The sequence below is a fragment of the Pseudomonas sp. DCB_AW genome, from assembly GCF_026240895.1.
Taxonomy (GTDB): Bacteria; Pseudomonadota; Gammaproteobacteria; order Pseudomonadales; family Pseudomonadaceae; genus Aquipseudomonas; species Aquipseudomonas kermanshahensis.
The window spans coordinates 68637-94663 of record NZ_JAPFCE010000015.1 but is presented as its reverse complement, the minus strand read 5'-3'; the positions used below and the strand labels follow the sequence as shown (position 1 = coordinate 94663).

Here is a 26027-nt window from a genome sequence, read left to right as displayed (position 1 = left end):
ATGAAGCCAGCCAGTGACGCTGACCAGCCCCGCGTCAGACTTCGATGTCGACCAACAGCCCCTGGCGTGGGCTCTCGCCCATCAAGGGGGCGACCGGCACGGTGTTGTCGGCGTTGACTTCATCGCCCGGTAACGCGCTGTAAAGCTCGCTGTCGCTTTTTTGCCGACGTTGCTGTTGACGACGCTGTTCATCACGCAGGATCAAGGCCTGCTCCTGCGGGTCGCGCTGCTGCTTGAGGTTGATGGCGCTTTCACCGGAAGTCGGCTGCGCGGGGACCACCGGCTTGATGTCGGGAGTGGGTTTGACCGGGTCCTGTTGCGAGGTTACCGGGGCTGCACTGAGCGGAATAATCGGCGGCAACATGGAAAGTCTCCTATTACCCCTGTATCGGCGGGCGTTGTCCTACCTTGAATAGAGACAACGCTTATTCGACTTCGTCATCGGGGTCGTCATCGCTCGGCGGGCTCGCCTCGCTCCAGGGCCGCTTGTAGACCTGCTGCCAGACCGCGTCCATGTGCTCGCGCAGTACCTGCGGCGCGCTTTTGAGCGAGGCGCTGTCTTCGCGCTCGCCGCCGATCGGCTCCTCGCCCGCCGGGGTGATCAGCGATTGGCCGGTAATGGTGTAGATGGCCTGGCTTTCGCGCATTTCGATGGCGATATCGTGAGGGTCGATGCCGCCGCCGCAGAAGGCATGGCTGGCAACCGTCAGTTCGGCGATACCGTCCTTGTTCAGGTCACTGACATCGCTGACATCGGAATAGAAGTCGACGTCCAGGTCCAGCCCCGGGCAGGTGGTTTCCTGCTCGATCTGCCAACGTGACTTGAACGCATCGCTTTCGGCCGTGCGCCCATACAGCGTGGCCTTGAGCACTACCTTGTCCACTTCCTGCTGGTTTTCCGCGTCGGTGGCCTGGCCGTCGGTGCGGCTCAGCACCAGCAGGCCTTCGCCGTCGCGGTCACGAAAGTGCACGCTCTTGATCGGCGTCTGCACGCCCAGTGCCTCAAGCTGCCCGGGCGTAATCGCCGGCAAGGTCTCGAAGCTTTTTTGCTCGCAGCCGGCCAGCAGCACAAGGCTGCTCACGGCCAGGGATACGTTCAACCAGCGGTGCTTGGCGGACATGTTGGTGCGCGGCCCTCGTCTACAAGACGGTGTTGGTCGATGAAACGGCTAGACTGTTGGTCTTCGGCACCCTTCGGTGCACTTCAACACTTTGGTCTGACCGGCCGATCCGTTAACATAGCCGGCTTTTCATCGCGGGAGTTCAGGCAGTATGGCGCAGCAGTATCAACCGGGGCAACGCTGGATCAGCGACAGCGAAGCAGAGCTCGGCCTGGGTACCATCCTGGCGCAGGATGGCCGCCTGTTGACCGTGCTCTACCCGGCCACTGGCGACACCCGCCAGTATTCCCTGCGCAATGCGCCGCTGACCCGCGTGCGCTTCTCGCCAGGTGACCAGATCACCCACTTCGACGGTTGGAAGCTGACCGTGCGCGAGGTCGACGATGTCGATGGCCTGTTGGTGTACCACGGCCTGGACGGGCAAAACCAGCCGCGTACCCTGCCGGAAACCCAACTGTCGAACTTCATTCAGTTCCGCCTGGCCAGCGACCGCCTGTTCGCCGGCCAGATCGACCCGCTGTCGTGGTTCAGCCTGCGTTACAACACCTTGCAGCACACCAGCAAGCAGATGCAGTCGTCGCTCTGGGGCCTGGGTGGCTGCCGCGCACAACCGATCGCCCACCAGTTGCACATCGCCCGTGAAGTTGCTGACCGCAGCGCACCCCGGGTGCTGCTGGCGGACGAAGTCGGCCTGGGCAAAACCATCGAGGCAGGCCTGATCATCCATCGCCAGCTGCTCTCAGGGCGCGCCAGCCGCGTACTGATCCTGGTCCCGGAAAACCTCCAGCATCAATGGCTGGTGGAAATGCGCCGGCGCTTCAACCTGCAAGTGGCGTTGTTCGACGCCGAGCGCTTCATCGAGAGCGATGCCAGCAACCCGTTCGAAGACGCCCAGCTCGCGCTGGTGGCCCTGGAATGGCTGGTTGACGACGAAAAAGCCCAGGACGCGCTGTTTGCCGCAGGCTGGGACCTGATGGTGGTCGACGAAGCCCACCACCTGGTCTGGCATGAAGACCAGGTCAGCGCCGAGTACGGCCTGGTCGAGCAACTGGCCCAGGTGATCCCTGGCGTGCTGCTGCTCACCGCTACCCCCGAACAGCTCGGCCAGGACAGCCACTTCGCCCGGCTGCGCCTGCTCGACCCCAACCGTTTCCACGACCTTGTGGCGTTCCGTGCCGAGAGCGAAAACTATCGCCCGGTCGCCGAGGCGGTACAGGAGCTGCTCGACGAAGGTCGCCTGTCGCCGGAGGCCCACGCCACCATCCATGGTTTCCTCGGGGCCGAAGGCGAAGCCTTGCTGGCAGCCGTCAGCGATGGTGACACCCAAGCCAGCGCGCGCCTGATCCGCGAGCTGCTCGACCGCCACGGCACTGGCCGCGTGCTGTTCCGTAACACCCGCGCAGCCGTTCAGGGCTTCCCCGAGCGCGAGTTGCATGCCTACCCGGTAGCGATGCCGGAACAGTACCGCGACCTGCCGCCTGGCGAAAAAGCCGAGCTGTACCCGGAAGTCGCCTTCCAGGCGCAGGGCGACATCACTGACGACGAGCGCTGGTGGCGTTTCGACCCTCGGGTCGACTGGCTGATCGATACCCTGAAGATGCTCAAGCGCACCAAAGTACTGGTGATCTGCGCCCATGCCGAAACCGCCATGGACCTGGAAGACGCCCTGCGCGTGCGCTCCGGCATTCCTGCCTCAGTCTTCCACGAAGGCATGAGCATTCTCGAGCGTGACCGCGCCGCCGCTTACTTCGCAGACGAAGAGTTCGGCGCCCAGGTGCTGATCTGTTCCGAGATCGGTAGCGAAGGCCGCAACTTCCAGTTCTCTCATCACCTGGTGATGTTCGACCTGCCGGCCCACCCGGACCTGCTCGAGCAGCGTATCGGCCGTCTCGACCGGATCGGCCAGAAGCACACCATCCAGTTGCACGTGCCCTACCTGCAGGACAGCCCGCAAGAGCGCCTGTTCCAGTGGTACCACGAAGCGCTCAACGCCTTCCTCAACACCTGCCCGACCGGCAATGCCCTGCAGCATCAGTTCGGCCCTCGCCTGCTGCCGCTGCTTGAAAGCGGTGACAGCAAAGCCTGGGATGCACTGGTGGCTGATGCCCGCGGCGAACGCGAACGCCTGGAAGCCGAGCTGCACAGCGGCCGTGACCGCCTGCTGGAGCTCAATTCTGGCGGGGCCGGTGAAGGCCAGGCATTGGTCGAGGCAATTCTCGAGCAGGATGACCAGTTCGCCCTGCCGATCTACATGGAAACCCTGTTCGACGCGTTCGGCATTGACAGCGAAGACCATTCGGAAAACGCCCTGATCCTCAAGCCGAGCGAGAAAATGCTCGACGCCAGCTTCCCGCTGGGTGACGACGAAGGCGTGACCATCACCTACGACCGCGCCCAGGCGTTGTCCCGCGAGGACATGCAGTTCCTGACCTGGGAGCACCCGATGGTTCAGGGTGGCATGGACCTGGTGCTGTCCGGCTCGATGGGCAACACCGCCGTTGCGCTGATCAAGAACAAGGCGCTGAAGCCGGGTACCGTGCTGCTCGAACTGCTGTTCGTCAGCGAGGTGGTGGCACCGCGCGCCCTGCAGTTGGGCCGTTACCTGCCGCCGGCAGCCCTGCGCTGCCTGCTCGACACCAACGGCAACGACCTGGCGTCGCGCGTGGCATTCGAAACGCTCAACGACCAGCTCGAAAGCGTGCCGCGCGCCAGCGCCAACAAGTTCGTCCAGGCGCAGCGGGATATATTGGCCCAGCGCATCAGTGGTGGGGAAGCCAAGATCATGCCGACCCACGTCGAGCGTGTGGCCGAAGCGCAGCGTCGCTTGCAGGCCGAGGCCGACGAAGAGCTGGCGCGCATGGTTGCCCTGCAAGCCGTCAACCCAAGCGTGCGCGACAGCGAAATCGACGCCCTGCGCAAGCAGCGTGAAGAAGGCCTGGCGATGCTTGAAAAAGCTGCCTTGCGCCTCGAAGCCATTCGCGTGCTGGTAGCCGGCTGATACACCCCGCCCCTGTAGGAGCAGCCTTGCGCTGCGAAGAGGCCAGTTCAGGCACAGCCAATGCTGTGGCTTTACCGGCCCCTTCGCAGCGCAAGGCTGCTCCTACAGGGGGCGCGGCACCAGCAGCCATATTCCTGGCTGCTATTGAACGCATAACCAAATCGTAGAAATCAAAGTGCCATTAGTCAGGAAGGCCTAACTACCTCTTCCTATACTGCCTCTGGACAGTCTCCCAAGGCGTTCTACCGGAGACGCGTGAAAACTCGGCTAAGAGGCACGCAATGGACTGGTTGGGACTGCAACTGTTCGCCGATCTGCCGGCAACCGGACGCATCGTCATCGATTGTCGCCACGAGCCTTTCCTTGTTCTGCTCGCCTTTACCGTGGCCTGCGCGGCTTGCTTCGCGACCCTGGACATGGCCGAGCGCCAATCCCACAACGAACACCCCACCGCACAACGCCAGTGGCGCGTGCTTGGCGCCTGTTGCCTGGCTGGCGGTGTCTGGGCCATGCACTTCATCAGCATGCTGGCCTTCCAGGCGCCGGTGGAAGTCCACTACGACGTCTCGCTGACCGTCCTCTCGTTGCTCATTGCATTGATCGTTGCCTGGCTGGGCATGAACAGCCTCAACCGCAGCCAAATGCGAGTGCAGCACTACCTGCAAAGTGCCGTGCTGATTGGTGCCGGTATTATCCTGATGCACTTTGTCGGCATGGCCGCCCTCGAGACCGGCGCCCGGCAGTACTACCAGACCGGGCTGTTACTCGCCTGCGTGGTCATCGCTATGCTCACCAGCCTCGCGGCGTTGCTGTTGGCGCGGTATTTCCGCAATGGCAGCGGCACGTTGCACCAAGCCCTGAAGTACGGCGCCAGCCTGGTGATGGCCGGTGGCATCGTCGCGACCCACTTCACCGCGATGTCGGCCATGACCCTGGTCATCCCCGCCGATACCGCCCTGCGCCTGCCCTCGGCAGACAACAGCCTGCAACTGGGGCTGACCATTGCCTTCATTACACTGCTGATCAGCGGCGCCAGCATCAGTGCGGCACTGGCCGACAAGAAGCTGCAAAGCAAGGAGCACGACCTGCGCCGGGTCAGCATCCTGCTCAGCCAGCTCGACCAGGCACGGGCCTCGCTGCAACAGGCCGCGCATTACGACGCCCTGACCAACCTGATCAACCGCCGCGGTTTCAATCAGGTATTCGCCGAACGCCTCGCCGAACAGACCACCAGTCAAAACCGCCTGGCGGTGATGTTCCTCGACATCGACCATTTCAAGCGGATCAACGACAGCCTTGGCCATGCCGCTGGCGACGAACTGCTCAAGGTGATTGCCAACCACATCAAGGCAGCCACCCGCAGCCACGACCTGGTGGCGCGTTTCGGGGGCGACGAGTTTTGCGTGGTCACCAGCCTCAACAACCGTGACGAGGCACGCCACCTGGCGCAGCGCATCATGCAACGGATGAAGGAGCCCATCGACCTGGGTGGCCGACGCATGGTCATGACCACCAGTATCGGTATCAGCATTTTCCCCGACGATGGCCACACCGCTGAAGAGCTGCTCAAGCACGCCGACCTTGCCCTGTACCAGTCCAAGGGCAACGGCCGCAACAGCCTCAACTTCTTCAACGACAGCCTGAAAACCCGCGCCACCCTCGCCCTGCAGCTGGAAGAAGAACTGCGCATCGCGCTGCTGGAGGAACGCGGGCTGTGCGTGCACTACCAGCCCATCTTCGACCTGCGCAATGGCCAGGTGGCCAAGCTCGAAGCCTTGGTCCGCTGGCAGCACCCGCAACACGGCTTGCTCGGGCCCGACCGGTTCATCGGTATCGCCGAAGCGAATGGTTTGATCATCGACCTCGACCTGTGGGTGCTGCGCCACGCCTGCGCCGACCTGGCGCAACTGCACCGTCATGGCTTTGCTGACCTGAAGGTCACCGTCAACTGCTCGGCGGTAACCCTCAGCCACGATGAGCTACCCAGCGAAGTGGAGAAAGCGCTGTATCACTCGGCGCTGGCGCCCCGCCACCTGGAGCTTGAAGTCACCGAGAATGCCTTGATGGGCGATATTCATCGCACGGTCAACCTGCTCAAGCGCGTGCGCGCCCTCGGCGTGGCCTTGTCGATCGATGACTTTGGCACCGGTTATTCGTCACTGGCCTACCTCAAGCGCCTGCCGCTGGACGTGCTGAAAATCGACCGGACCTTCCTGCAGGAGGTACCCGGCAGCCAGAAAGACCGCGAGATCGTCCAAGCCATCATCGTCATGGCCCACACCCTGCACTTGCAGGTAGTCAGTGAGGGGGTGGAAACCGTCGAGCAACTTGAATTCCTCGAAACCCACGGCTGCGACTACCTGCAAGGCTACCTGCTCGGCCGCCCGGTGGCGTTGGGCGAATTGCGGCCCATCCTGGAGCGGCTGGAGCGCCACAAAGGCGTGCTCAGCCCTTGCTGCGATACAGCGATACCAGGGTCGCCGGATCTTTTTGCAAGTAGCCCTGGCTACCGTGCAAGCGCATCAATTGCGCGGCGAGGCCACTGAGCGGTGTCGCCGAGCCCTGCTCGCGGGCGAATTTGACCGCGCTGTCGAGGTCTTTGAGCAGCGTACGCACATGCCACTTGATCGGCTCGAAGCGGCTTTCGGCCATTTGCGGAGCGAGGATCTGCAAGGGTTTCGAATCGGCAAAACCTCCCGCCAACGCCTCAGCGATCAGTGTCGCATCAACCCCCGATTGCTCGGCCAACGCCACCACTTCGGCGATCACCAACGCATTGCAGGCCACGATCATCTGGTTGCAAGCCTTGGTCACCTGGCCTGCACCCACGGCGCCCATGTGAGTTACACGTTGGCCCAGGGTCAGCAGCACCGGCTGCGCGCGTTGCAAGTCAGCCGCTTCGCCACCGACCATGATTGCCAGGGTGCCGGCCTCGGCGCCCGGCGTGCCACCGGACACCGGCGCATCCAGCCAGGCCATGCCACACAACGCAGCGAGCTCGGCAGCCATCTCACGGGTGGCGGTCGGTTCGAGGCTTGAAAAGTCGATCAGCAGTTGGCCACTGCGCCCGCCCTGGGCAATGCCCTGTTCACCAAACACCACCTCGCGCACCACCGGCGTGTCAGCCAGGCACAGCAGCACCATATCGCTGTCGCGGCACAACGCGGCCGGGCTTGCAGCCAGGCGCGCGCCAGCCGCCACCAGTTCGGCGCATTTGTCCGGGCTGCGGTTCCACACCGTCAAGGGGTAGCCGGCAGCCAGCAGGCGCCGACACATCGGCAGGCCCATCAGGCCAATGCCGGCGAATCCTAGCGAAGGTAGTTGTGAACTCATGAACGACTCCTGGCACATTTGTTATTTTTTGAGGCCGCAGTCAGGGCCTAAGGCGCGGGTATACCCGCGAGGGGGCGCGCAGCGGCCACATTACGCATCCCGTAAACTGTTACCGCCACGCCGAATTGTTACTTACCTCTACCCGGCTGATCGCCTTCAAGCACCAAATTAAGGCGGGCTGCGCATTTTCACGCACCAAAACCGATCACGCCGATTCCGAACGCTTCGCTTGAATCACGATAAACGGTGAAACCACCACCGCCCAGATCTCTGGGTCGCGGTTTTGCAGGTCCAATGCCTGCTCAGCAGTGACCGGCCCCACAGTGCCATCACTGCGCCACTTGGCGAAGATCTCGCTGCGATTCTCGGCCATTGCTTCAGCAACGGCGATCAGGTCCAGGCTGGGGTCGACCCAAATCAGGTCACCCTTCGCCCAGAAGCGCTCCAGTGCTTTCCACTCGATGATTGCCGTCTCGCCAAGCAATTTGGCATAGAGGGTGCTTGTTTGATCAGTCATGGGTTTGTACCCGCAAAAATCGGCCAATAAAAAAGGCCGGTATTTTTGCAGAAAAACCCGGTTTCAAATACGTAATTTGGTCGATCGGCCCCGAACTTGTGGGGTGGGACCGCAGATACAGGCAAATTGATGGCGCCTTTCTGTATCTTTGTGTCGATCAAGCGACAACCCAGGAAACAGGCTCTTTTTGACCGCTTTTCAAGCGCTCGGACAGCGCTCTACACTGTACCGGTACAGTTCCGGGACATGTTCCGGGGGAAGGTGGGCATGCAGTATGGCGTGGCCATACCGCAAATCCCGCCCGGTCTGTAGCCCTGGCCGCCAGGACTATAAGAATTACAACAGAATGAGTGGAGCACTATGATCAAGATTTCCAAGCTGTTCGCCGCAATGGTTCTGGCCGGGGTAGCCAGCCATTCGTTTGCCGCCGATACCATCAAGATCGGGATCGCAGGGCCTAAGACCGGCCCTGTCACCCAGTACGGCGACATGCAGTTCATCGGCGCCAAGCAAGCCATCAAAGACATCAACGCCAAGGGCGGCGTTGATGGCAAGATGCTCGAAGCCAAGGAATACGACGACGCCTGCGACCCTAAACAGGCCGTGGCAGTCGCCAACAAAGTGGTCAACGACGGCGTCAAGTTCGTCATCGGCCACCTGTGCTCCAGCTCCACCCAGCCTGCGTCCGACATCTACGAAGACGAAGGCGTGATCATGATCACCCCCGCCGCCACCAGCCCAGAAATCACCGCCCGTGGTTACAAGCTGATCTTCCGCACCATCGGCCTGGACAGCGCCCAGGGCCCTGCAGCCGGCAACTACATCGCCGACCACGTCAAGCCCAAGGTCGTTGCGGTCCTGCACGACAAGCAGCAGTACGGTGAAGGCATCGCCACCGCGGTCAAGCAGACCCTGGAAGGCAAAGGCACCAAGGTGGCCGTCTTCGAAGGCCTGAACGCCGGTGACAAGGACTTCTCCTCGATCATCCAGAAGCTCAAGCAGAACAACGTCGACTTCGTCTACTACGGCGGCTACCACCCAGAGCTGGGCCTGATCCTGCGTCAAGCTCAGGAAAAAGGCCTGAAAGCCAAGTTCATGGGGCCGGAAGGTGTCGGCAACGACTCCATTTCGCAGATCGCCCAGGGCGCTTCCGAAGGCCTGCTGGTTACCCTGCCGAAGTCGTTTGACGCAGACCCTGCGAACAAGGCCATCGTCGACGCCATCAAGGCTGACGGCAAAGACCCAAGCGGCCCGTTCGTGTTCCCGGCCTACTCGGCTGTCGAGCTGATCGCTGAAGGCATCAAGGCCGCCAAGTCGGAAGACACCGCCAAGGTTGCCGAAGCCCTGCACGCTGGCACCTTCAAGACCCCTACCGGCGACCTGTCGTACGACGCCAAGGGCGACCTGAAAGACTTCAAATTCGTGGTCTACGAATGGCACTTCGGCAAGCCGAAGACTGAAGTATCCCCTCAGTAACTGCGTGACTAAATAGCTGACCGTAGAAGCCCACTGTGCGAGCAGTGGGCTTTGTTTTACGAGGTTCATGGGCCTGATCCCCGCGATCCGGGGGCCGGTCCACCTGAAAATCTTAAAACCGTCACCCGCGGTTTCCTGGCCGTACCCCTGCCAGTGAAATGCAAATCAGGTTTTTAGGAGCGCTGTAATGCCTGAGATCTACCATTTCTTCCAACAACTGGTTAATGGATTGACCATCGGCAGCACCTATGCCTTGATCGCCATCGGTTACACGATGGTGTACGGCATCATTGGCATGATCAACTTCGCCCACGGCGAGGTGTACATGATCGGTTCCTACGTGGCCTTCATCGCCCTGGCGGGCCTGGCCATGATGGGTATCCATTCGCTGCCGATCCTGATGACCGTCGCCTTCGTCGCGACGATCTTCGTCACCAGTGCCTATGGTTACAGCATCGAACGGGTTGCCTACCGCCCTCTGCGCAACAGCAACCGTCTGATCCCGCTGATTTCCGCCATCGGCATGTCGATTTTCCTGCAGAACACCGTCTTGCTTTCGCAGGACTCCAAGGACAAATCCATCCCCAACCTGATCCCTGGGAGCTTCTCCTTCGGGCCAGGCGGTGCTGAAGAAGTACTGATCAGCTACATGCAGATCCTGGTGTTCGTCGTCACCCTGGTGGCCATGACCCTGCTCACCCTGTTCATCTCCCGTTCCCGCCTGGGCCGCGCCTGCCGTGCCTGCGCCGAGGACATCAAGATGGCCAACCTGCTGGGCATCAACACCAACAACATCATCGCCCTCACCTTCGTCATCGGTGCCGCACTGGCGGCTGTGGCGGCCGTGCTGCTGAGCATGCAGTACGGGGTGATCAACCCCAACGCCGGCTTCCTGGTGGGCCTCAAAGCCTTCACCGCCGCTGTGCTGGGTGGCATCGGCAGCATTCCGGGCGCCATGCTCGGTGGGCTGGTGCTGGGTGTGGCCGAAGCCTTCGGCGCCGACATTTTCGGCGACCAGTACAAGGATGTGGTGGCATTCGGTCTCTTGGTACTTGTCCTGCTGTTCCGGCCGACCGGCATCCTGGGCCGCCCGGAGGTTGAAAAAGTATGAACAAAAATCTTAAACAGGCGTTCTTCAGCGCCTTGCTGGTCTGGGCCGTGGCCTTCCCGGTGCTCGGCCTGAAACTGAGCATCGACGGCATCAGCCTGGCCGTGCACAGCCAAGGGTCGTTCACCATCAGCATCATCGCCGTCTGCTCGGTGCTGATGTTCCTGCGCGTGCTGTTCGACAAGCAGTGGAGTTCGGTCATGGGCCGCCGCTCGGATCGCAAGCTGGTCCCGCCTGCGGTGAGCAACTACCTGACCCTGCCCAAGACCCAGCGCTGGATCATCATGGGGCTGATCGTGGCTGCGCTGGTCTGGCCGTTCTTCGGCTCGCGCGGTGCGGTCGACATCGCCACGCTGATCCTGATCTACGTGTTGCTGGGCCTGGGCCTGAACATCGTGGTCGGCCTCGCGGGCCTGCTCGACCTGGGTTATGTGGGCTTCTATGCCGTAGGTGCCTACAGCTATGCCATGCTGTCGCATTACCTGGGCTGGAGCTTCTGGGTCTGCCTGCCGATCGCCGGCCTGATGGCCGCCACCTTTGGCTTCCTGCTCGGCTTCCCGGTGCTGCGCTTGCGCGGCGACTACCTGGCGATCGTGACCCTGGGCTTCGGCGAGATCATCCGCCTGTTCCTGCGTAACCTCACCGACTGGACCGGCGGCCCCAACGGCATCAGCAACATCCCCAAGCCGGAGTTTTTCGGCCTGACCTTCGAACGCCGTGCCGCCGAGGGCATGCAGACCTTCCACGAGTACTTCGGGCTGGAATACAACTCGATCAACAAGGTCATCTTCCTCTACCTGGTAGCGCTGCTGCTGGCCTTGCTGGCGCTGTTCGTCATCAACCGCCTGCTGCGCATGCCGATCGGTCGTGCCTGGGAAGCCTTGCGTGAAGACGAAATCGCCTGCCGCGCACTGGGCCTGAACCCTACCGTGATCAAGCTCTCGGCATTCACCCTGGGTGCCTGCTTCGCCGGTTTCGCCGGCAGCTTCTTCGCGGCTCGCCAAGGCCTGGTGACCCCCGAGTCGTTCACCTTCATCGAATCGGCGATCATCCTCGCCATCGTCGTGCTCGGCGGCATGGGCTCACAACTGGGCGTGATCCTCGCGGCCATCGTGATGATCCTGCTGCCTGAGCTGATGCGTGAGTTCAGCGAATACCGGATGCTGATGTTCGGTGCGCTGATGGTGTTGATGATGATCTGGCGTCCGCAAGGCCTGCTGCCTATGCAACGTCCACACATGGAGCTGCGTCGATGAGCCGCGAAATTCTGCAAGTCAGCGGCCTGAGCATGCGCTTCGGCGGCTTGTTGGCGGTCAACGGCGTGGCCCTGACCGTCAAGGAAAAACAAGTGGTGGCGCTGATCGGCCCGAACGGCGCTGGCAAGACCACCGTGTTCAACTGCCTGACCGGCTTCTACAAGCCCAGCGGCGGCACCATCCTGCTCGATGGCCAGCCGATCCAGGGCCTGGCCGGCCACCAGATCGCCCGCAAGGGCGTGGTACGGACCTTCCAGAACGTGCGCCTGTTCAAGGAAATGACCGCGCTGGAGAACCTGCTGATCGCCCAGCACCGGCACTTGAACACCAACTTCTTCGCAGGCTTGTTCAAGACCCCGAGCTTCCGCCGCAGCGAGAAGGAAGCCATGGAACGCGCGCAGTACTGGCTGGAAAAGGTCAACCTGACCGAATTCGCCAACCGTACCGCCGGCACCCTCGCCTACGGCCAGCAACGCCGCCTGGAAATCGCCCGCTGCATGATGACCCAGCCACGGATCATCATGCTCGACGAACCGGCAGCAGGCCTGAACCCGAAAGAGACCGAAGACCTCAAGGCCCTGATCGCCTACCTGCGCGAATCACACAACGTCACCGTGCTGCTGATCGAGCACGACATGAAGCTGGTGATGAGCATCTCCGACCATATCGTGGTGATCAACCAGGGTACCCCCCTGGCCGACGGCACGCCGGAGCAGATTCGCGACAATCCTGATGTGATCAAGGCTTACCTGGGGGAAGCGTAAATGCTGAAGTTCGAAAACGTTTCCACCTTCTACGGCAAGATCCAGGCACTGCACAGCGTCAACGTGGAAATCAACCAGGGCGAGATCGTCACCTTGATCGGCGCCAACGGCGCGGGCAAGTCGACCCTGCTGATGACCTTGTGCGGCTCGCCGCAGGCGCACAGTGGCAGCATCAAGTACCTGGGTGAAGAACTGGTCGGCCAGACCTCCTCGCACATCATGCGCAAGAGCATCGCCGTAGTCCCCGAAGGGCGCCGCGTGTTCGCCCGCCTGACGGTCGAAGAGAACCTCGCCATGGGCGGTTTCTTCACCGACAAGGGCGATTACCAGGAGCAGTTGGACAAGGTCCTGCAGCTGTTCCCGCGCCTGAAGGAGCGCTATATCCAGCGCGGCGGCACCATGTCCGGTGGCGAGCAGCAGATGCTCGCCATTGGCCGGGCGCTGATGAGCAAACCCAAGTTGCTGTTGCTCGACGAGCCCTCGCTGGGCCTGGCCCCGATCATCATCCAGCAGATCTTCGACATCATCGAACAGCTGCGCCGTGACGGCGTGACCGTGTTCCTGGTGGAGCAGAACGCCAACCAGGCGCTGAAGATCGCTGACCGTGCCTATGTACTGGAAAACGGACGGGTGGTGATGCAGGGCACGGGTGAAGCGCTGCTGAGTGACCCGAAGGTGCGTGACGCGTATCTGGGTGGTTGATGAGCAAAGGGCCTTCGGGCCCTTTGTTCTACCTGCTGCATTTTTATGGCCTGTGCCGGCCTCTTCGCGGGTAAACCCGCTCCCACAGGTACTGCACAGCTTTGAAAGTCTCTGCGGGTCCGTGGGAGCGGGTTTACCCGCGAAGAGGCCGGCACAGGCTATCAACAAAGCTTGTGATCGCCGCGCACCCTGAGTAACGTGGCCAGCTCTTTTGCAACGATCGCCGGAGCCCGCCCCATGCGCCTCACCCCCTCCCTGCTGCTCGCCGCCATGCTGCCCCTGTTCGCCGGCTGCCAGCTCATGGCTGCCACGCCGACCGACCCGAACATCGGCACCACGCGCATGCAGGGCGAACTGAGCGCCGCCGGGGGCCAGTTGCTGTTCAAACCCTGTAATGAAAGCCGCCGTTTCGTGATCAACGACGCCGCCAGCACTGGCATCCTGCAGGAAGCCGCCAACCTCGCCAAGGATGCTGGCGACAAGCTGTTCGCCGACGTGCGCGGCCGCCTGACTGGCAGCAAGCAGGCCAACACCGACGGCCAGCTCGACGTCCGCCGCCTGTACCGCCTGGAGCCCTCGACCCGGGCCTGTGAAGACCCCAACTTCAAACAACTGACCCTGCGTGCCAACGGCCACGAACCCGACTGGGACATCAAAGCCAGCGGCAAAGGCATGGTCGTCAGCCGCGTAGGCCAGGCGCCGCTGCCCCTGCCGTTCCTGGAAGAAGAAGTACCCGGTGGCGGCCTGACCCTGACCAGCGAAGCCAACGGCCAGCACGTGGAGCTTTGGGTCGCACCGCAACGCTGCGTGGACAGCGCGACCGGGGCAGTCCGTCACTTGCGCGCCGAGCTGCGCATCGATGGCAAGACCCTGCAAGGCTGCGGTTACTACGGTGGTGCACGCGACAACTGATCGCCGGGCGCTTTTATCCTGCCAGTCAGGGCGGCGAACAGCTTATACTTGGCGGTTTGTGTAAAGCCGCCGGCCGCCCATGGCCGGGATACTGGACCCTGCCATGCTACGAATCACCGAACTGAAGCTGCCCCTGGACCACCCTGACGAAGCCCTGCGCGAAGCCATCGTCCAGCGCCTGGGCATCCGCGATGAGCAATTGCTCAGCTTCAACCTGTTCAAGCGCAGCTACGACGCACGCAAGAAAAACAGCGAACTGCTGTTCATCTACACCATCGACCTCGAAGCCAGCAACGAAGCCGAGCTGCTTCGCACATTCGAAGACGATCGCAACATTGGCGTCGCGCCTGACGTTACCTACAAGTACGTCGGCCACGCCCCTGCCGAGGTCGAGCAACGCCCGATCGTGGTCGGCTTCGGCCCCTGCGGCATCTTTGCCGGCTTATTGCTGGCGCAGATGGGCTTCAAGCCGATCATCCTCGAGCGCGGCAAAGAAGTGCGCCAGCGCACCAAGGACACCTGGGGCCTGTGGCGCAAAAGCGTGCTCAACCCGGAGTCCAACGTGCAGTTCGGCGAAGGCGGCGCCGGGACGTTCTCCGACGGCAAGCTGTACAGCCAGATCAAGGACCCGCTGCACCACGGCCGCAAGGTGCTGGAAGAGTTCGTCAAGGCCGGTGCGCCCGATGAGATCCTCTACATCAACAAGCCGCACATCGGTACCTTCCGCCTGACCGGTATGGTCGAGCAGATGCGTCAGGACATCATCGCCCTGGGCGGCGAAGTGCGCTTCCAGGAGAAAGTCACCGACCTGCTGACCGATGATGGGCAGCTGACCGGCGTGGTATTGGAAAGCGGCGAGCAGCTGCATTCGCGCCATGTGGTCCTGGCCCTGGGCCACAGTGCCCGCGACACGTTCCGCATGCTGCACGCCAAGGGCGTGTTCATGGAGGCCAAGCCCTTCTCGGTCGGCTTCCGTATCGAGCACCCGCAAACGCTGATCGACAAGGCGCGCCTGGGCAAGTACGCCGGCCACCCGAAGCTCGGCGCCGCCGACTACAAACTGGTGTACCACGCCAAGAACGGCCGTTCGGTGTACAGCTTCTGCATGTGCCCAGGCGGCACCGTGGTCGCGGCCACCAGCGAGCCTGGCCGCGTCGTTACCAACGGCATGAGCCAGTACTCGCGTAACGAACGTAATGCCAACTCCGGCATCGTCGTCGGCATCGACCCGGAACGCGACTACCCGGGTGGCCCGTTGGCCGGTATCGAGCTGCAGGAGCGCCTGGAAGCCCACGCCTACGTGATGGGTGGCAGCAACTACCAGGCACCGGCGCAGTTGGTTGGCGACTTCGTGGCCGGCAGGCCGTCCACGGCCCTGGGCAGTGTCGAACCGTCTTATAAACCGGGCGTGACCCTGGGCGACCTGGCGCCGAGCTTGCCGGACTTCGCCATCGAGGCGATCCGCGAAGCACTGCCGGCATTCGATCGGCAGATCAAGGGCTACAACCTGCACGATGCGGTGCTGACCGGTATCGAGACGCGCACGTCTTCGCCGCTGCGCATTACCCGGGGTGAGGACTTCCAGAGCCTGAACCTGAAGGGGCTGTTCCCAGCAGGCGAAGGTGCGGGTTATGCGGGCGGTATTCTGTCCGCTGGCGTCGATGGCATTCGCATTGCCGAGGCGGTGGCGCGGGATATGCTCGGGCTGAACGCATAAGGCCCGCTTCTGGTAGGAGCAGCCTTGTGCTGCGAAGAGGCCGGTGGCAGCACATAGAGCTTCGCTGCTTTCACCGGCCTCTTCGCAGCGCAAGGCTGCTCCTACACGGAATCGAGTCTGCGGGGCCCTGCAGTGCCAGAAAAGCCTGCAGAGATAATCGGATTTACCCTACCCACGCATTCCGCAACACCGTCTAGGCTTGCCACAGCCCAGGCAGCAATAACATATAACAAAAACGAATATAGTTTTTGTTTTAAAGCATATCGCCACAGGCTAGGGTGTACGCCCGTTTCATCCTTAATCTCTCAGGGAGAGCCCATAGCCCGTGCGTAGCCTCTTCACCCGATTCTTTCAGCTCGAAGCTGCCAGCGGTCTGCTGCTGATCGCCGCGGCCGTTCTTGCGCTGGTCATCAACAACTCACCTTTGTCCTTCCTGTACAACGGCCTGCTCGACGTCCCGGTGGCGGTCAAAGTTGGCGCGCTGGAAATCGCCAAGCCCTTGCTGCTGTGGATCAACGACGGCCTGATGGCGCTGTTCTTCCTGCTCATCGGCCTGGAGGTCAAGCGCGAGGTGGTCGACGGCCACCTCTCCAAGCCCTCGCAGATAGTCCTGCCCGCTACCGCTGCGGTGGGTGGCATGGTGATACCCGCACTGATCTACTGGTTCATCAACCGCGACGACCCGGCTGCGGTCGCCGGCTGGGCCATCCCCACCGCCACCGACATTGCCTTCGCCCTTGGCGTGCTGGCACTGCTGGGCAAGCGCGTACCGGTCTCGCTGAAGCTGTTCCTGATGACCCTGGCGATCATCGATGACCTGGGTGCGATCATTGTCATTGCCCTGTTCTATTCGGGCACCTTGTCGAGCGTCTCGCTGTTGCTGGCCGGCGCCTGCCTGGTAGCGCTGCTGGCCATGAACCGCCTTGGCGTGGTCAAACTCGGGCCCTACCTGATCATCGGCCTGGTGCTTTGGGTGTGCGTGCTCAAGAGCGGTGTTCACGCCACGCTGGCGGGTGTCGCCCTGGCGCTGTGCATCCCACTGCGCACCCGCAACGCCGAAACGTCGCCGCTGCTTTCCCTGGAGCATGCCCTGCACCCTTGGGTTGCCTACGCCATTCTGCCGCTGTTCGCCTTCGCCAACGCCGGTGTTTCGCTGGCAGGCATGAACCTGGACAGCTTCACTCATCCAGTACCGCTGGGTATCACTGTCGGCTTGCTGTTGGGTAAGACGGTAGGGGTCTTCGGCCTGACCTGGGTCGCGATCAAACTTGGCATGGCCGCGTTGCCGGCAGGCGCAAACTGGGGGCAATTGCTGGGGGTGGCGATCCTCTGTGGCATCGGCTTCACCATGAGCTTGTTCGTGGGCTCGCTGGCATTCGTGCCAGGCAGTAGCGATTATGCGGGCATGGACCGCATGGGCATCCTTACGGGCTCGTTCTTCGCCGCGGTCATCGGCTATGCCGTCACTGCCATGGCCAGCCGCAAACCCCTCGCAAGCTAAAAAAAGTGGCATTAAAAAACCCCGACTGGCGTGGCCATGTCGGGGTTTTTTATTGTTGCGCTATAACCGGGTCAAGGCTCAGTGCGAGACGCGGCTGGTACCGTCGACGGTCATGATGCGAACACGGTCGCCAACCCGGAAAATCTCGTTTTCCTGAACGGCCTGCACATAGGCACGCATGCTGCCGTCATCTTCACGCACGGTGATTTCAACACCCTGGGTGCGAGTGATGCCTTCCTCGGCGGCAGAACCTGCCAGGCCACCCGCCACTGCACCAATTACGGCAGCAACGATGCTGCCGCGGCCACCACCGACTGCACTGCCGGCAACGCCACCGACAATGGCGCCAGCGCCACCGCCGATTGGGGTCTTGGTGCCTTCGATCTTGACCGGACGGAGGGATTCGATGGTACCCATACGCACTGTCTGCACGCGACGGGCCTCATCACGGGAGTAGCTATCGCCGGTCAGGCTCGAGGCACAGCCCCCCAGCAACAGCGACATGGTGGTAAAGGTCGCCACCAGCAAAGCGGATTTACGCATAGGTAAAATCTCCAAAAGTCATCGGTGTCCATTAGACGCTGCGCGTTGACGGCTGTCACGACGCAGACGCAATAAAATTGTTTTCATTCAGCCTGGGTACAGCCTGCATGGACTGTATCGTGGGGCCTTTCAAGTGAGACCAAGGATAGCCATGGATTACTTCATCGTCGTGGTGACAACTGTCGCAGGGCTGTACTTCCATGGGTGGCTGTATGTGCGCATGCGCCGCTGGATGGACCGCGACCTGGCGCTATCGCTGGCCGGGAAGGATGCGCAGAAGCGTGACTACATGTTGCAGCGGCTGGAGCAGGCACGCAAAGAGAAGGTCAAGCGCAAGGCGCTGGCGAGTTGGTTGGAGCGGGAGGCGGCGGCTTATACGAGGTAACCTGATCGATCGCTGGGGCCGCGTTGCGGCCCATCGCGACACAAGGCCGCTCCTACAGGGGAACGCGCCAGTTGCTGGATACACGATCTCCTGTAGGAGCGGCCTTGTGTCGCGATGGGCTGCAAAGCAGCCCCAGGATCTCAGGGTGCCAGCCGCTCTCGCAGCCATTGCCCATCGACCAGGCGGTAATTCAACCGGTCATGCAGGCGGCTCGCCCGCCCCTGCCAGAACTCGATACGCTCAGGCAACAGACGGTACCCTCCCCAGTGCTCGGGGCAATGCGGCTGAGTGTCACAGAACCGCGCCTCGGTCGCCTTTACCAGCGCTTCCAACGCTTCGCGGCCGGTTATTACCTGGCTTTGCGGCGAGGCCCAAGCCCCCAGGCGGCTGCCCAGCGGTCGCACCTGGTAGTAGTCGTCCGACTCCTTGGCCGTGACCTTTTCCACACGCCCTTCGATACGTACCTGGCGCTCCAGCGCCGGCCAGAAGAACGTCATGGCGGCGAAAGGGTTGGCCTGCAGTTGCTGGCCCTTGGCACTTTCGTAGTTGGTGAAGAAGGTAAAACCACGGTCATCGAGCCCCTTGAGCAGCAAGACGCGGCAATGGGGCCGGCCTTCGCCATCGACCGTGGCGAGGGTCAAGGCGTTGGCCTCGACCGGGGGTTGTTCAGTCTTCACCGCATCGGCGAACCACTGGTGGAACAAAGCGAACGGCTCCCCCGGGGCCTGGGCTTCTGCCAGGCCATCACGGGTGTAGTCGCGGCGCATATCGGCCAGGGTTTGAGTCATGGCTGCGTTTCCTTGACGATCAGTTGGTCTTCGCAGGGCTGTTGGCGGCTACTTTCTTGTCGGTGGTCGCCTTCTTGGCAGCGGGCTTGGCCGGCGCGGCTTTGCTTTTTGCAGCCGTCTTGGCGGGTGCCTTGGCCTTGGCGACAGGCTTTTTCGCGGCCGGTTTGGCAGCGGCCTTGGCAGCCGGTTTGGTGCTGACGGCCTTGGCGGCAGGTGCCTTGGCATCTTGCACTGCGACCATCGACGCTGGGGTCGGTGCCGGCGCGGCCTGTTGGTACTTGGCCAGCAGCGCGAGCATGGTGTTCTGTGGCGTCAGCAGCAATTCCACACGGCGGTTCAGTGCACGGCCTTCGGCGCTGTCGTTGGCGGCGCGCGGCATTACCGACCCCATCCCCTTCAGGCTCAGGCGATCACGTTGCAGGCCGCTGAGGCGGAAAATCGCCGACACCGAGGCGGCGCGCTCCAGGCTGAGCTTCTGGTTAGCCGCTGCAACACCGCTGCTGTCGGCATGGCCCAGCACCAACACGGCGGTCTTGGAATCGCCCTCGACGGTCTTGGCCACACGGGTGATCGGGCCCAGGGTCATCGGCAGCAGCATGTTCGGGCGATCAGGGTTGTAGGAGCTGTCCACCGGAATGGTCACCGCCAATACGTTGTCACGGCGCTCCAGTTCCAGCTTGCTGTCCTTGATCGCTTCACGCAGCTTGGGCTCGTATTCGTCCAACCAGGCCTGGGTGGCTTTCTGGTCGATCTTGGGTACAACAGGCCCTTTGGCCGTGTCGTCGCCGCCAAACGGCCACCACCAGCGGCTTGCGCTTTCAGACTTGGCATCGGCCTTGGCGACCTTTTCGGTGACGGCTTGCTTCACTTCCTGCTCGGCAACCTGGTCCGACCCAAAAGGCCACCAGTTGAAACCACTGTCCTTCGCGGCGTCCGGGGAGTGGCTGGCGCAGCCGGTAACGGCGGTCAGGCACAGGGCGAGTGCTAAGGTTTTATGTGAAGACATCAGCGATACACCATGAAATAGAAGGAAATTTTGCCAACGCACTTAACGCGTAGACATTGAGGATAGTCAAAGGGGTCAGCCAATACCCGCATTACCCGATCAAAGGCAACTGGCAAGAACGCGGACCAACTTCTGGGCTCTTGGGTCCATGAGCACATACGGGCCAAGGGTATTGACCACAAAACCGAATGCCACATCGTGCTCTGGGTCGGCGAAACCTACTGAGCCGCCCGCGCCGGGATGCCCGAACGCACGGGCACCGAGGCCAAAGGTGGCATTGGCCACCTCGGGCTGGTCAAGCATGCAGCCCAGGCCGAAACGGGTCTGGGTCAGCAAGGTGCGATCCTGGCCGATACTGTGCTCACGGGTGAGTTCGTCGAGCAGCTCGGACTCGAGCAGGCTGCCATCGAGCAGCCCGGCATAGAAGCCTGCCAGGCTGCGGGCATTGCCGTGGCCATTGGCCGCCGGTTGCTGCATGCGCCGCCACTCGGGCTTGTTGGTACTGGTGAGAATCGCTGGCGGGTTGGTGAACGCACGGGTCGACAGCGCCTCGGGCTCACGCATGGTCACCTGCAGCAAGCGCTGGGCCGCGGCATCGCCGGGGTTACCTTTGCCGCGTGCGATATGCGCCACACGGTAAAACTCGTCATCCGCCAGGCCGACATGGAAGTCCAGCCCCAACTGCCGGGCCGTACGGGCCACGATCGAATCGCCTGGGCCACGGCCGTCTGCACGGCGGATCAGCTCCCCGATCAGCCAGCCATAAGTGATGGCGGCGTAGCCGTGTTCGGTGCCGGGCGCCCACCACGGGGTTTCGGCGGCCAAGGCATCGACCATCGCCTGCCAGTCATACAACGCCTCGGCAGGCAGCAACTCACGGATGGCCGGCAGGCCAGCGCGATGGCTGAGCAACTGGCGCAGGGTGATGGACTGCTTGCCGGCCTGAGCGAATTCGGGCCAGTAATGCGCGACCGGAACATCCAGCGCCAATTTGCCCTCGCCTACCAGTTGCAAGGCGGTGACGGCGGTGAAAGTCTTGGTGCAGGAGAACAGGTTGGCGATGGTGTCGCTGTGCCAGGCCTGCTGCCCGTCCTTGTCGCTGGTGCCCGCCCACAGGTCGATCACGGTCTCGCCGCCCACCTGGATGCACAGCGCCGCGCCACGCTCCTGGGGATCATCGAACAACTCGGCGAAGGCTTCACGCACCGCCTCGAACTTCAGCTCATAGTGACCCTGGATCTGCACCCACTGTTCTCCGTACGACCTTCTGAAAATGGCGTGCATTGTTTCAGTAGTTGGCGGTTTTGCAAACTGGCTTAGGCTGGGTGGTCGCAGGTAAAGGGGCCGTTTGACGGCCCCGATGGCTCACGGCTGCGGCTTGGCCAACTGCGCGCGCAACTGACCAATGGCCTGCTGGTTGTTTTTACGCACCGCCTCGACGAACCCTGGGTAGGGCACATCAGTGATGGCCACCAGCCCCAGGTGCCCGTTCTCACCATCGAGCAGCCGCCCACTGGCCGGTTGGTCCAGGTACTGGAACCAATGCGCCCCGACGATCATCGGCTGCGCCAACGCGGCCTTGAGGAAGTTGCCATAGGCCGGCCCACGGTCTTCTTCACGCGCCACCTCCAACGGCCCCGGCCAGAACGGCCCACGGTCGCGGGAGCCGAACTGGAACTCGGACACCAGCACCGGCTTGTCCAGCTCGGCAAGGCGGGCGAAGTCGTAACCGTCCTCAGGCTTGAGGGTATAGAAGTTGAAACTCAGCACGTCGCAGAACTCCGCACAGGCCTTGACCGCTTCTGGCGTGCTCACCGCATAGCGGCCGCCGAGCAGCAGGTGATTGGGCGCGTGCCACTTCAACGAATCGGCGATGGTCTTGAAATAGGTCTCGGCGAACACCTGTTGGAAGTACTGGTAATCCCGCTCGATTTCCGGGTGCTCCGGGTTGGGCAAGGGGGCCTCGAAACCGGGGTCTTCCATCAGCTCCCAGGCGGACAGTTCAATCCCCCAAGCCTTGGACAGGCCCTCCTGGTTGCGGTATTTGTCCCGCAGTTGCTTGAGGAAGGCGCGCTTGGCGGGCACGTCGGTGGTCAGGCGCAGTGTGCCGTAGGCCAGCCCGTAGCGGGCCTTGGGGTCATTGCCCGGTGCGGCCCAGGCCAGCTCGTTGTCAGCGAAGTAGCCGATCAGCCACGGGTCATCACGGTGGTCCCGGGCGGCGATGGCGACCGCGCGCTCAGTGGCCATGGCGAACCGGGGGTCGAAGGGGTCGGGCATGCTGCCCCACCAGTCCATGCCCGTACTGATGCTGGCGTAGTCACCGACAATCGACAGCGGCAAGGTGTAGGGCATGCGCTTGGCCTGGCCCAACGCCGAATCGCTCCAGTTACCCAGGGTGTTGAAACCCCAGGCTTGCAGGCGATCGAGCGCGTGCGTCTGCCAGCGCGAGGCATCCAGCACGAATGGCGGGCACTCTACTGCAGGCTGCCCCTCAACGCTGGGCGGGCAAGGTTTGCCATAGGTGCGCTGAATATTGGCGGCATAGAAGTCGAACCAACGCCCCTGCTTGAAGTTGCGCCCTTGCGACGAGGCATTGCCGTCGTCGTTGTTACCCTTGCCATAGAACGCCGCCAGCGGATCATTATCGCCGGGCAGCGCCTTGAACATGCCGTCACGGCCTTCGACGTAGGTGCGCCCGCCATCCGCGGCCACGGCGTTGACACCCAGCGAGTAGAACGGGTGGCCATCCGGCGTTACCAGGTACCAGCGCCCATCACGCTTCTCGGTTCGGAAAAAGCCCTTGGCCTCGAACGCCGCCCCGTCCAGCAGCCCGCCATAGGTGTCCAGGGGCTGCTTGCCAAGCTCTGCCAGCCAGCCCTTGAGTTGCTGCTGTTCGCGCACATCGGCAGCCTTGAGCTGCTCGTCGCTGCCGATTTTTTCAGGCCATTGGCCACGCGTGGACTGGCCATAAGCGTCAATCAGCTCGTGGTAGGCCGCTTTATAGGCCTGGTCGTCATCCTGAATACCCACTTTCTCGATCAGCAGGCTCTGCGCCACCTTGGGGTTGGGGATCGTCAGGCTGACAGAGGCCACTTGCTTAAGGTCTACAGCGCCCGCGCTACTGGTCAGCAGCAGGCGCTGGCCGGCATACGTCCACGGCATTGGCGGGCCAGCGCGCATACCCTGGCTCAACGGCGAGGTGGCCGTGAGCGGCACCATCACTGTCTGGGCCGGCCCGGCTGGCAGGTCGATGCGGCTGGTCAGCGTGCGGCCATCAGTGCCCAGCACAGTGACATCCACAGTCAGCGCCCAATCCATGGCGCTTTGCAGGCGCAAGGTCAGGAACTGCCCGGCCGACCAGTCCCAGGCACCGCTTTGTGGGCTCAGGCGCAGGGTCGGCCGCTCGACCGGGTTGAACACCACACGCCGCAGCACCTCCCCCCCGGCCGTTTGCTCTGCGTTGTACTGCGGCATGCCGGCATCTTCGGTCACCACGTTGACCACCGAGGCCGGGCGCACGAAGCTGAACAGCGTCTGCTGCCCGGCCAGCAAGGGCGAGCTGAACAACAGGGCGAATACGACAGGCAGGGTACGGCGGACCATAGGGCTGGGGCTCTCCTTCAGGGCCCTCGTGAGCCCAAGACTGAGTGATGGACAACAAGCCGGAGCAGTGTGCTCCGGCCGTCAGGAAATCTCCCGCCGGAAGGGCGGCAGCGCATTGAGAATAGCCTTGCCGTAGCGCTGGGTGACCAAGCGCCGATCGAGCAAGGTGATGACGCCGCGATCCTGCTCGGTCCGCAGCAACCGGCCACAGGCCTGGATCAGCCGCAACGAGGCATCCGGCACGGCAATTTCCATGAACGGGTTGCCGCCGCGGGCTTCGATCCACTCGGCCAGGGCCGCCTCGACCGGGTCGTCGGGCACGGCGAAGGGGATCTTGGCGATCACCACATGCTCGCAATAGGCACCGGGCAAATCGACACCTTCGGCAAAGCTGGCCAGGCCGAACAACACGCTGTGCTGGCCGTCATCGACCCGCGCCTTGTGCTTGTTCAAGGTCTCCTGCTTGGACAGGTTGCCCTGGATCAGCACCAGCTTGCGCCAGTCCCGGTCCAGGCCGTCGAACACATCCTGCATCTGCTTGCGCGACGAGAACAGCACCAGCGCACCGCGGGCATCGTCGAGCATGTTGGGCAGCTCGCGGATGATGGCGGCGGTGTGCGCCGCCGCATCACGTGGGTCGGCGCCCAGGTCGGGCACCCGCAGCAGGCCGGCATCACCATGCACGAACGGGCTGGGGACCACGCAGGTAACGGCATCACGCGGCAGGCCCGAACGCATGCGGTAGCGGTCGAACTTGCCCAGGGCGGTGAGCGTGGCCGAGGTCACCAGCGCGCCGTGGGCGACACTCCACAGGCTGCGACGGAGCATTTCGGCGGCGAGAATGGGGCTGGCGTTGACTTCGATGTCGAACAACGCTCCACTTTCGGCCAGGGTCAGCCAACGCGCCATGGGCGGGCTGTCTTCGGGGTCTTCGGCGGTGAAGGCCGTCCACAGCTCCCAGTTGCCCTGTGCGCGGGTCACCAGGCTGCCGAACAGCGGGTACCATTCTTCGGCCTGGTGGCTGGCGATACCGATATTGACTTCACCGTCCATGCCTTCCTTCAGCAGGTCGGCCAGGCGAGTGAACAGGTCGTTGAGACGGGCGAAGCCCTTTTTCAGTTCGATGCCCACCTCGCGGATCTGCTCCGGCACCACGCCCCCTTCGAAGCGATAGCGCGGGCGTTCACGGCCCTCGGTGTCTTCACTGGGGCGGAAGTCCGCGACCTGTTCGCACAGGGTGAACATGAACTGCTGCTGGGTGCGGATCTCACGTGCCAGCTCCGGCACCTGTTCGATCAGTTTGCCCAGGTCACCCGGCAACGGGTGCTGAGCCAGCAGCTTGGTGAGGTTCTTGGCGGTCTGCTCCAGCCAGTCGGCCGTGGAGCGCAGGCGCGAGTAATGCGCGAAGTGGCCAATGGCTTTGTCTGGCAGGTGGTGGCCTTCGTCGAACACGTACATGGTGTCGCGTGGGTCGGGCAACACCGCGCCGCCCCCCAGGGCCAGGTCAGCCAGGACCATGTCATGGTTGGTGACGATCACGTCGACCTTGCCCATGCCCTCGCGCGCTTTATAGAACACGCACTGCTGGAAGTTAGGGCAGTGGCGGCCGGTGCATTGACTGTGATCGGTCGTCAGGCGTGCCCAGTCCTGGTCTTCCAGGGCTTCGGACCAGCTGTCGCGGTCGCCGTCCCAGCGGTTGCCCGCCAGTTTCTCGATCATGCTGTTGAACAGTTTCTGGCTGCGCTCGTCGACTTCGATGTGGAAGCCTTCTTCCTCGAACAACTGCGCGGTGGCCGATTGTGCGTGGCCTTCTTGCAGCAGCACATCGAGCTTGGACAGGCACAGGTAGCGGCCGCGTCCCTTGGCCAGGGCGAAGCTGAAATTCAGCCCGCTGCTGCGCATCAGGTCGGGCAGGTCCTTGAAGACGATCTGCTCTTGCAGGGCGACGGTCGCGGTGGCGATGACCAGGCGCTTGCCGGCAGCCTTGGCGGCCGGGATCGCGGCCAGCGCATAGGCGACCGTCTTGCCGGTACCAGTACCCGCTTCGACGGCGACAACGGCAGGCTCGCCGGCACGGCGGCCTTCATCGTCGCAGGCGATGTCGCCGAGCACCTTGGCCACTTCGGCGATCATCAGGCGCTGGCCGTAGCGCGGCTTGAGGCTCTTGGCTTCGAGAAAACGCGAGTAGGCGCCCTGGATGGTGGCTTTGAGTTCGTTGCTGATCATGGTCTGCAGGCGCCCGGAGGGCTGGATATATTTTCAGTGTTTCGCATGGGCGGCTATCATACCCCGCTATT

21 protein-coding genes are annotated in these 26027 nt (G+C 62.7%); 11 read left to right on the top strand and 10 right to left on the bottom strand.

Going from position 1 to position 26027, the window contains the following annotated elements; genetic code table 11:
- Positions 1-34: 34 nt before the first annotated feature.
- Together OO306_RS11875 and OO306_RS11870 are read right to left on the bottom strand one after the other, a co-directional pair.
- Positions 35-364 (bottom strand): aspartate-semialdehyde dehydrogenase, encoded by a 330-nt coding sequence (locus OO306_RS11875; RefSeq protein WP_085273530.1) that lies wholly within the window; start codon positions 362-364, stop codon positions 35-37.
- Between the two features lie 61 nt (positions 365-425).
- Positions 426-1121 (bottom strand): M949_RS01915 family surface polysaccharide biosynthesis protein, encoded by a 696-nt coding sequence (locus tag OO306_RS11870; protein WP_265968799.1) that lies wholly within the window; start codon positions 1119-1121, stop codon positions 426-428.
- Positions 1122-1272: 151 nt separating this feature from the next.
- On the opposite strand from OO306_RS11870, the gene rapA reads away from it, so the two are divergent.
- Both rapA and OO306_RS11860 read left to right on the top strand, forming a co-directional pair.
- Positions 1273-4119 (top strand): RNA polymerase-associated protein RapA, encoded by a 2847-nt coding sequence (gene rapA / locus OO306_RS11865; protein ID WP_265968797.1) that lies wholly within the window; start codon positions 1273-1275, stop codon positions 4117-4119.
- A 281-nt stretch (positions 4120-4400) separates the two neighbouring features.
- Complete coding sequence (locus OO306_RS11860) at positions 4401-6665, top strand: bifunctional diguanylate cyclase/phosphodiesterase (protein ID WP_265968795.1); 2265 nt, start codon at positions 4401-4403, stop codon at positions 6663-6665.
- Here OO306_RS11860 and OO306_RS11855 read toward each other — a convergent pair.
- Together OO306_RS11855 and OO306_RS11850 are read right to left on the bottom strand one after the other, a co-directional pair.
- Positions 6565-7452 carry an NAD(P)-dependent oxidoreductase gene (locus tag OO306_RS11855; RefSeq protein ID WP_027594242.1) on the bottom strand — a complete coding sequence of 296 codons (888 nt, stop codon included), beginning with the start codon at positions 7450-7452 and terminating at the stop codon, positions 6565-6567. The genes OO306_RS11860 and OO306_RS11855 overlap by 101 nt on opposite strands.
- A gap of 205 nt (positions 7453-7657) precedes the next feature.
- Entirely contained in the window at positions 7658-7969 is a 312-nt protein-coding gene (locus OO306_RS11850) for a DUF2288 domain-containing protein (protein WP_027594241.1), read from the bottom strand.
- Between the two features lie 360 nt (positions 7970-8329).
- Between OO306_RS11850 and OO306_RS11845 the strand changes: the two genes are divergently transcribed.
- The 8 genes from OO306_RS11845 (at position 8330) to nhaA (ending at position 17405) form a co-directional block, all read left to right on the top strand.
- Complete coding sequence (locus OO306_RS11845; RefSeq protein WP_265968792.1) at positions 8330-9445, top strand: branched-chain amino acid ABC transporter substrate-binding protein; 1116 nt, start codon at positions 8330-8332, stop codon at positions 9443-9445.
- Between the two features lie 187 nt (positions 9446-9632).
- Positions 9633-10556 carry a high-affinity branched-chain amino acid ABC transporter permease LivH gene (gene livH / locus OO306_RS11840; protein ID WP_008097482.1) on the top strand — a complete coding sequence of 308 codons (924 nt, stop codon included), beginning with the start codon at positions 9633-9635 and terminating at the stop codon, positions 10554-10556.
- Positions 10553-11809 (top strand): high-affinity branched-chain amino acid ABC transporter permease LivM, encoded by a 1257-nt coding sequence (locus OO306_RS11835; RefSeq protein ID WP_027594238.1) that lies wholly within the window; start codon positions 10553-10555, stop codon positions 11807-11809. The genes livH and OO306_RS11835 overlap by 4 nt, the downstream gene beginning before the upstream one ends.
- Positions 11806-12573, top strand: coding sequence for a high-affinity branched-chain amino acid ABC transporter ATP-binding protein LivG (gene livG, locus OO306_RS11830; RefSeq protein WP_027594237.1), 768 nt, complete (start codon positions 11806-11808; stop codon positions 12571-12573). Before OO306_RS11835 ends, livG begins: the two co-directional genes overlap by 4 nt.
- Positions 12574-13275: an ABC transporter ATP-binding protein gene (locus OO306_RS11825; protein ID WP_085273538.1), complete on the top strand. Its 702-nt coding sequence runs from the start codon at positions 12574-12576 to the stop codon at positions 13273-13275.
- 237 nt (positions 13276-13512) lie between these two features.
- On the top strand, positions 13513-14187 hold the full coding sequence (locus tag OO306_RS11820) for a COG3650 family protein (protein ID WP_099430246.1): 675 nt from the start codon (positions 13513-13515) through the stop codon (positions 14185-14187).
- Positions 14188-14290: 103 nt separating this feature from the next.
- Positions 14291-15904, top strand: coding sequence for an NAD(P)/FAD-dependent oxidoreductase (locus tag OO306_RS11815; protein WP_099430247.1), 1614 nt, complete (start codon positions 14291-14293; stop codon positions 15902-15904).
- A 325-nt stretch (positions 15905-16229) separates the two neighbouring features.
- On the top strand, positions 16230-17405 hold the full coding sequence (gene nhaA, locus OO306_RS11810; protein ID WP_265968790.1) for a Na+/H+ antiporter NhaA: 1176 nt from the start codon (positions 16230-16232) through the stop codon (positions 17403-17405).
- A 78-nt stretch (positions 17406-17483) separates the two neighbouring features.
- Here nhaA and OO306_RS11805 read toward each other — a convergent pair whose 3' ends face one another.
- Positions 17484-17948 carry a glycine zipper 2TM domain-containing protein gene (locus tag OO306_RS11805; protein WP_027594232.1) on the bottom strand — a complete coding sequence of 155 codons (465 nt, stop codon included), beginning with the start codon at positions 17946-17948 and terminating at the stop codon, positions 17484-17486.
- Positions 17949-18099: 151 nt separating this feature from the next.
- On the opposite strand from OO306_RS11805, the gene OO306_RS11800 reads away from it, so the two are divergent.
- Positions 18100-18333, top strand: coding sequence for a hypothetical protein (locus tag OO306_RS11800; RefSeq protein WP_265968788.1), 234 nt, complete (start codon positions 18100-18102; stop codon positions 18331-18333).
- A gap of 140 nt (positions 18334-18473) precedes the next feature.
- On the opposite strand, the gene pdxH is transcribed toward OO306_RS11800, so the two are convergent.
- The 5 genes from pdxH to dinG all read right to left on the bottom strand — a co-directional run bounded on the left by pdxH (position 18474) and on the right by dinG (position 25956).
- On the bottom strand, positions 18474-19121 hold the full coding sequence (gene pdxH, locus OO306_RS11795) for a pyridoxamine 5'-phosphate oxidase (RefSeq protein ID WP_027594230.1): 648 nt from the start codon (positions 19119-19121) through the stop codon (positions 18474-18476).
- A 19-nt stretch (positions 19122-19140) separates the two neighbouring features.
- A complete protein-coding gene (locus OO306_RS11790) occupies positions 19141-20127 on the bottom strand; it encodes an OmpA family protein (protein WP_265968785.1) in 987 nt (328 codons plus the stop codon).
- A 99-nt stretch (positions 20128-20226) separates the two neighbouring features.
- Positions 20227-21372 carry a serine hydrolase domain-containing protein gene (locus tag OO306_RS11785; protein ID WP_265968783.1) on the bottom strand — a complete coding sequence of 382 codons (1146 nt, stop codon included), beginning with the start codon at positions 21370-21372 and terminating at the stop codon, positions 20227-20229.
- A gap of 120 nt (positions 21373-21492) precedes the next feature.
- Positions 21493-23730, bottom strand: coding sequence for a beta-galactosidase (locus tag OO306_RS11780; RefSeq protein ID WP_265968782.1), 2238 nt, complete (start codon positions 23728-23730; stop codon positions 21493-21495).
- Positions 23731-23811: 81 nt separating this feature from the next.
- Positions 23812-25956 (bottom strand): ATP-dependent DNA helicase DinG, encoded by a 2145-nt coding sequence (dinG, locus tag OO306_RS11775; protein ID WP_027594226.1) that lies wholly within the window; start codon positions 25954-25956, stop codon positions 23812-23814.
- Positions 25957-26027 lie beyond the last annotated feature (71 nt).

Coding starts and splice junctions, on each gene's coding strand:
- OO306_RS11780 (WP_265968782.1), bottom strand. CDS start 23,730: ATGGTCCGCCGTACCCTGCCTGTCGTATTCGCCCTGTTGTTCAGCTCG.
- dinG (WP_027594226.1), bottom strand. CDS start 25,956: ATGATCAGCAACGAACTCAAAGCCACCATCCAGGGCGCCTACTCGCGT.
- OO306_RS11850 (WP_027594241.1), bottom strand. CDS start 7,969: ATGACTGATCAAACAAGCACCCTCTATGCCAAATTGCTTGGCGAGACG.
- pdxH (WP_027594230.1), bottom strand. CDS start 19,121: ATGACTCAAACCCTGGCCGATATGCGCCGCGACTACACCCGTGATGGC.
- OO306_RS11845 (WP_265968792.1), top strand. CDS start 8,330: ATGATCAAGATTTCCAAGCTGTTCGCCGCAATGGTTCTGGCCGGGGTA.
- rapA (WP_265968797.1), top strand. CDS start 1,273: ATGGCGCAGCAGTATCAACCGGGGCAACGCTGGATCAGCGACAGCGAA.
- livG (WP_027594237.1), top strand. CDS start 11,806: ATGAGCCGCGAAATTCTGCAAGTCAGCGGCCTGAGCATGCGCTTCGGC.
- OO306_RS11790 (WP_265968785.1), bottom strand. CDS start 20,127: ATGTCTTCACATAAAACCTTAGCACTCGCCCTGTGCCTGACCGCCGTT.
- OO306_RS11875 (WP_085273530.1), bottom strand. CDS start 364: ATGTTGCCGCCGATTATTCCGCTCAGTGCAGCCCCGGTAACCTCGCAA.
- livH (WP_008097482.1), top strand. CDS start 9,633: ATGCCTGAGATCTACCATTTCTTCCAACAACTGGTTAATGGATTGACC.
- OO306_RS11815 (WP_099430247.1), top strand. CDS start 14,291: ATGCTACGAATCACCGAACTGAAGCTGCCCCTGGACCACCCTGACGAA.
- OO306_RS11860 (WP_265968795.1), top strand. CDS start 4,401: ATGGACTGGTTGGGACTGCAACTGTTCGCCGATCTGCCGGCAACCGGA.
- OO306_RS11800 (WP_265968788.1), top strand. CDS start 18,100: ATGGATTACTTCATCGTCGTGGTGACAACTGTCGCAGGGCTGTACTTC.
- OO306_RS11820 (WP_099430246.1), top strand. CDS start 13,513: ATGCGCCTCACCCCCTCCCTGCTGCTCGCCGCCATGCTGCCCCTGTTC.
- OO306_RS11870 (WP_265968799.1), bottom strand. CDS start 1,121: ATGTCCGCCAAGCACCGCTGGTTGAACGTATCCCTGGCCGTGAGCAGC.
- OO306_RS11835 (WP_027594238.1), top strand. CDS start 10,553: ATGAACAAAAATCTTAAACAGGCGTTCTTCAGCGCCTTGCTGGTCTGG.
- OO306_RS11805 (WP_027594232.1), bottom strand. CDS start 17,948: ATGCGTAAATCCGCTTTGCTGGTGGCGACCTTTACCACCATGTCGCTG.
- OO306_RS11855 (WP_027594242.1), bottom strand. CDS start 7,452: ATGAGTTCACAACTACCTTCGCTAGGATTCGCCGGCATTGGCCTGATG.
- OO306_RS11825 (WP_085273538.1), top strand. CDS start 12,574: ATGCTGAAGTTCGAAAACGTTTCCACCTTCTACGGCAAGATCCAGGCA.